The organism is Cupriavidus sp. R6-3 (assembly GCF_059772245.1).
The window spans coordinates 1-4577 of the sequence record NZ_JCBAJO010000305.1 but is presented as its reverse complement, the minus strand read 5'-3'; the positions used below and the strand labels follow the sequence as shown (position 1 = coordinate 4577).

Genomic DNA, 4577 nt, shown 5'->3' with positions numbered 1-4577 from the left:
CCCGTCGCCATTGCTCGCCGGACGCCTGCCGGCCGAGCACCAGCGCGTCCCAGCCGATCGCGCTGGCGCCGGGCGCCACCTCGACGGTGGTCGCGAGCCGCGCGCGCGCATCGTCGAACACGATGTTCTCCTGCGGCAGCCAGTCGAGCCGCGCCCCGGCCGCGACGCAGACGCGCACGCGCTGGCTGGCGTCGCGGCCGAGCGACTTGTACCACTTGGTCGCACCCGGCGTGGCCAGCACCGCGTGCGCGCCGGATTCGATGCCGATATCGATGTCGAGCACGTCGCCGCCCGCGATGCCGGCCGGGGGATGCAGCACCACCGCGTGGCAGATGCCGCCCTCCGGATACAGCGGCTTCTGCACCATCAGCGGCCCGGCATGCCGCCGCTCGACCAGCGCGCTGCGCTCGCCGCGCAGCGCGAAGCGCAGGCGCAGGCTGGCGTGCCACGCGGCCGGCATGGCGAGCGTCGCGGCAGCATCGTCGGCGGGGAAATCGGGATGGCGCATGAACTCGGCGAAAGAGGGAGAGAGTGATCGAGAAAGGCGGCCTAGACCGCGATCATCTCCCGCACGCCCTCTTCTTCCATCCGGCCGCCCTCGCCGCTCGCCACCACCTCGCCGCGGCTCATCACCACGTAGTGATCGGCCAGATGGCGCGCGAATTCGTAGTACTGCTCGACCAGCAGCACCGTCATGCCGAACTCGTCGACCAGCAGCCGCAGCGCGCGGCCAATGTCCTGGATGATCGACGGCTGGATGCCTTCTGTGGGCTCGTCGAGAATCAGCAGCTTCGGCTCGCTCATCAGCGCGCGGCCGATCGCCAGCTGCTGTTGCTGCCCACCGGACAGGTCGCCGCCGCGACGTTGCCGCATCGTGCGCAGCACCGGAAACAGCTGGTAGATGCGGTCGGGCACACCGTCCGGCTTGCCGCGGCTGGCCGCGCCGATCAGCAGGTTCTCCTCGACGGTCAGCCGCGGAAAGATCTCGCGCCCCTGCGGCACATACGCCAGCCCGGCGGCGACGCGCTCGTAGGGCGGCGCCTTGTCCAGCGCCCGGCCATTCCAGCGGATGCTGCCGCTGCGCGTCTGCACCACGCCCATCAGGCATTTCAGCAGCGTGCTCTTGCCCACGCCGTTGCGGCCGAGCAGCGTGGTCAGCCGGCCTTCGGGCACCTCGAAGCTGACGTCGCGCAGGATATGGCTGCCGCCGTAGTACTGGTTCAATCCGCTGACTTGCAGCATCGGTTTTCCTTTCTGCGTTCCAATCCGGCGCCGAATTCAGCGCGGCAGTTCAGCGCCCCAAATACGATTCGATCACGCGCCCGTCGCGCTTGACTGCGTCCAGCGTGCCCTCGGCCAGCACGCTGCCTTCGGACAGCACCGTGACCTTGCCGGACTCGCCCGCCAGCGCGGCGACGAATTCCATGTCGTGTTCGACCACCATCATCGAGCAGCTGCCGCGCAGGCCATCGAGCAGCTTCGCCAGCTGCATGGTTTCCTCGTCGGTCATGCCGGCCACCGGTTCGTCGAGCAGCAGCAGCTGCGGCTGCTGCATCAGCAGCATGCCGATCTCGAGCCGCTGCTTCTGCCCGTGCGACAGCAGCCCCGCCGGCCGGTAGGCCTCGTCTTCCAGGGCCGTCAGCGCCAGCGTCTGCTCGATGCGGTTGCGGCCGTCCGCGTCGAGCCGCGCGCGCAGCGACGACCACCAGCGCTTGTCGGCCTTCATCGCCAGCTCCAGGTTCTCCCACACCGCGTGCTGCTCGAACACGGTGGGCTTCTGGAACTTGCGGCCGATGCCGGTCTGCGCGATGGTCGGCTCGTTCAACCGCATCAGGTCGATGCTCTGGCCGAGAAACACGCGGCCGCTGACCGAGGCATTGCGCGGCCCGGTCTTGCCGGTGATCACGTCCATCATCGTGGTCTTGCCCGCGCCATTGGGGCCGATCACGCAGCGCAGCTCGCCGTGGTCGATCGACAGCGTCAGCTTGTTCAGCGCGCGGAAGCCGTCGAACTGCACGGTGACGTCCTCCAGATAGAGGATCGGGCCGTGCGAGACATCGATGGCGCCGCGCTCGAGCACGCGGCCCAGGCCGGTGGCATCGCCGCTTTCCGCCTGCGCGGCGTCGTGGCGTGGCGTCGGATTTCGGTTCGGGTCCGTTGCGGCGATCATGCTTTTGCTCCGCTGCGGGCGGCCGGCGCCGCGATCGGTGTGGCGGGCGTCGTCGGCGACGCGGATGAAGATGGTGACGCGGATGCAGCGGGCGACGCGGATGCAGCGGGCGACGCGGAGGCCGCTGACGGCGCGGACGCGCGCACACCGTCGGCACGGCGCAGCCGCGCCAGCAGCCCCACCACGCCATTCGGCAGATACAGCGTCACCAGCACGAACATCGCGCCGAGCAGGAACAGCCAGTACTCGGCGAAGTGCGCGGTGAACAGCGTCTTCGCGCCATTGACCAGGAAGGCGCCGATCACCGGACCGATCAGCGTGCCGCGCCCGCCGACCGCGACCCAGACCGCCATCTCGATCGAATTCGCGGGCGACATCTCGCCCGGATTGATGATGCCGACCTGCGGCACATACAGCGCGCCCGCGATGCCGCACAGCACCGCCGAGAAGGTCCAGACGAACAGCTTGTAGCCGAGCGGGTTGTAGCCGGAGAACATCACGCGCGTCTCGGCATCGCGTACCGCGGTGACGACGCGGCCGAGCTTCGAGGTCACGATATAGCGGCAGGCGATCAGCCCACCCAGCAGCGCGAAGGCCGTCAGCACGAACAGCACGGTGCGCGTCTCGGGCGCGGCGATGGCGAAGCCCGCGATGCGCTTGAAGTCGGTGAAGCCGTTGTTGCCGCCGAAGCCGGTCTCGTTGCGGAAGAACAGCAGCATCGCGGCATACGTCATCGCCTGCGTGATGATCGACAGGTAGACGCCTTTGATGCGCGAGCGGAAGGCGAAGAAGCCGAACAGCCAGGCCAGCACGCCGGGCACCAGCAACACCAGCAGCAGCGCGTAGCCGAAGTGTTCGGTGCCGTGCCAGAACCACGGCAGCTCCTTCCAGTCGAGGAACACCATGAAGTCGGGCAGCTCGCTGCGATAGACGCCGTCGCGGCCGATCGCGCGCATCAGGTACATGCCCATCGCGTAGCCGCCCAGCGCGAAGAACAGTCCGTGACCCAGGCTCAGGATGCCGCAGTAGCCCCACACCAGGTCCAGCGCGATCGCCGCCAGCGCGAAGCACATGATCTTGCCGATCAGCGTCAGCGCATAGGCGGACAGATGCAGCGGATGGGTGTCGGGCAGCACCAGCGCGCACACCGGCACCGCCACAGCCGCGAGTAGCGCGACGACGGCGAGCGCCAGCCAGCCGCGCGCGGAAAACAGCGGCTGGCGCGCGGGCACCGCCAGCGTGAAGGCACGCGTACCGGGATCGATCGAGCTTTGCATCATGCCTCCGCGCTGCGCCCCTTGAGCGCGAACAGTCCCTGTGGCCGCTTCTGGATGAACAGCACGATCAGCACCAGGACGATGATCTTGGCCAGCACCGCGCCGTAGAACGGCTCGATGAACTTGTTGATGATCCCCAGGCCGAAGGCACCGACGATGGTGCCGGCCAGCTGCCCCACGCCGCCGAGCACGACCACCATGAAGGAATCGATGATGTAGGCCTGCCCCAGGTCGGGGCCGACATTGCCGATCTGCGACAGCGCGCAGCCGCCCAGGCCCGCGATGCCCGCGCCGAAGGCGAAGGCATAGCTGTCGACCTTCCAGGTGCGCACGCCGACGCAGGCGGCCATCGTGCGGTTCTGCGTGGTGGCGCGCACGAACAGGCCCAGCCGGGTGCGGTTCAGCACGGCCCAGGCGATCGCCACCACGGCCAGCGCGAACACCACGATGACGATGCGGTTGTACGGAATGACCAGGCCCGGCATCCACTGCACGCCGCCGCTCATCCAGCTCGGATTGGCGACCTCGACGTTCTGCGCGCCGAACAGCATCCGCACCGCCTGCATCAGCAGCAGGCTGACGCCGAAGGTCGCCAGCAGCGTTTCCAGCGGCCGGCCGTACAGATGGCGCAGCACCAGCCGCTCCAGCACGAAGCCGATCGCGGCGGCGGCAAGGAAGGCCGCGGGCAAGGCCGCCGGCAGATACCAGTCGAAGGCGTCGGGCAGATAGGTGCGGAACAGCGACTGCACCAGCCACGTCGCATAGGCGCCGATCATCAGGAATTCGCCGTGGGCCATGTTGATCACGCCGATCAGGCCATAGGTGATGGCCAAGCCCAGCGCGGCGAGCAGCAGCACGCTGCCCAGGCTCAGGCCGGCGAACAGGTTGCCGATCAGCTCGGCCTGGCGCTCGCTCGCTTGCAGGTTGTCGAGCGCCTGCTGCGCGGCGGCGCGCAGTTGCGCGTCCGGCTCGCGGTATTGGCCGCTCTCGTCGCGTTCGACCAGCGGCTGCAGCCGCTGGCGCGTGGCCGGATCGCTGTCGCGGCCGAGAATGCGGATCGCTTCGAGCCGTTCGTCCCTGCTCCCGTCGGCGAGCACGGTGTTGGCCCAGATCACGTCGAGCTGGGCGCG

At 68.8% G+C, this 4577-nt stretch carries 5 protein-coding genes; all 5 read right to left on the bottom strand.

Annotated features, from left to right (window positions below; translation table 11 throughout):
- On the bottom strand, positions 1-508 hold a 508-nt coding region (locus tag AC6EI8_RS24490), incomplete at its 3' end, for an urease accessory protein UreD (RefSeq protein ID WP_498383123.1).
- Between the two features lie 41 nt (positions 509-549).
- Complete coding sequence (gene urtE / locus AC6EI8_RS24485; protein ID WP_149319367.1) at positions 550-1242, bottom strand: urea ABC transporter ATP-binding subunit UrtE; 693 nt, start codon at positions 1240-1242, stop codon at positions 550-552.
- Positions 1243-1291: 49 nt separating this feature from the next.
- A complete protein-coding gene (gene urtD, locus AC6EI8_RS24480; RefSeq protein WP_498383122.1) occupies positions 1292-2170 on the bottom strand; it encodes an urea ABC transporter ATP-binding protein UrtD in 879 nt (292 codons plus the stop codon).
- Entirely contained in the window at positions 2167-3450 is a 1284-nt protein-coding gene (gene urtC / locus AC6EI8_RS24475) for an urea ABC transporter permease subunit UrtC (RefSeq protein WP_498383120.1), read from the bottom strand. The genes urtD and urtC overlap by 4 nt, the downstream gene beginning before the upstream one ends.
- Positions 3447-4577: urea ABC transporter permease subunit UrtB (gene urtB, locus AC6EI8_RS24470; protein WP_498383119.1), on the bottom strand; the 1131-nt coding region annotated here is incomplete at its 5' end. The genes urtB and urtC, both read right to left, overlap by 4 nt.

Coding starts and splice junctions, on each gene's coding strand:
- urtD (WP_498383122.1), bottom strand. CDS start 2,170: ATGATCGCCGCAACGGACCCGAACCGAAATCCGACGCCACGCCACGAC.
- urtC (WP_498383120.1), bottom strand. CDS start 3,450: ATGATGCAAAGCTCGATCGATCCCGGTACGCGTGCCTTCACGCTGGCG.
- urtE (WP_149319367.1), bottom strand. CDS start 1,242: ATGCTGCAAGTCAGCGGATTGAACCAGTACTACGGCGGCAGCCATATC.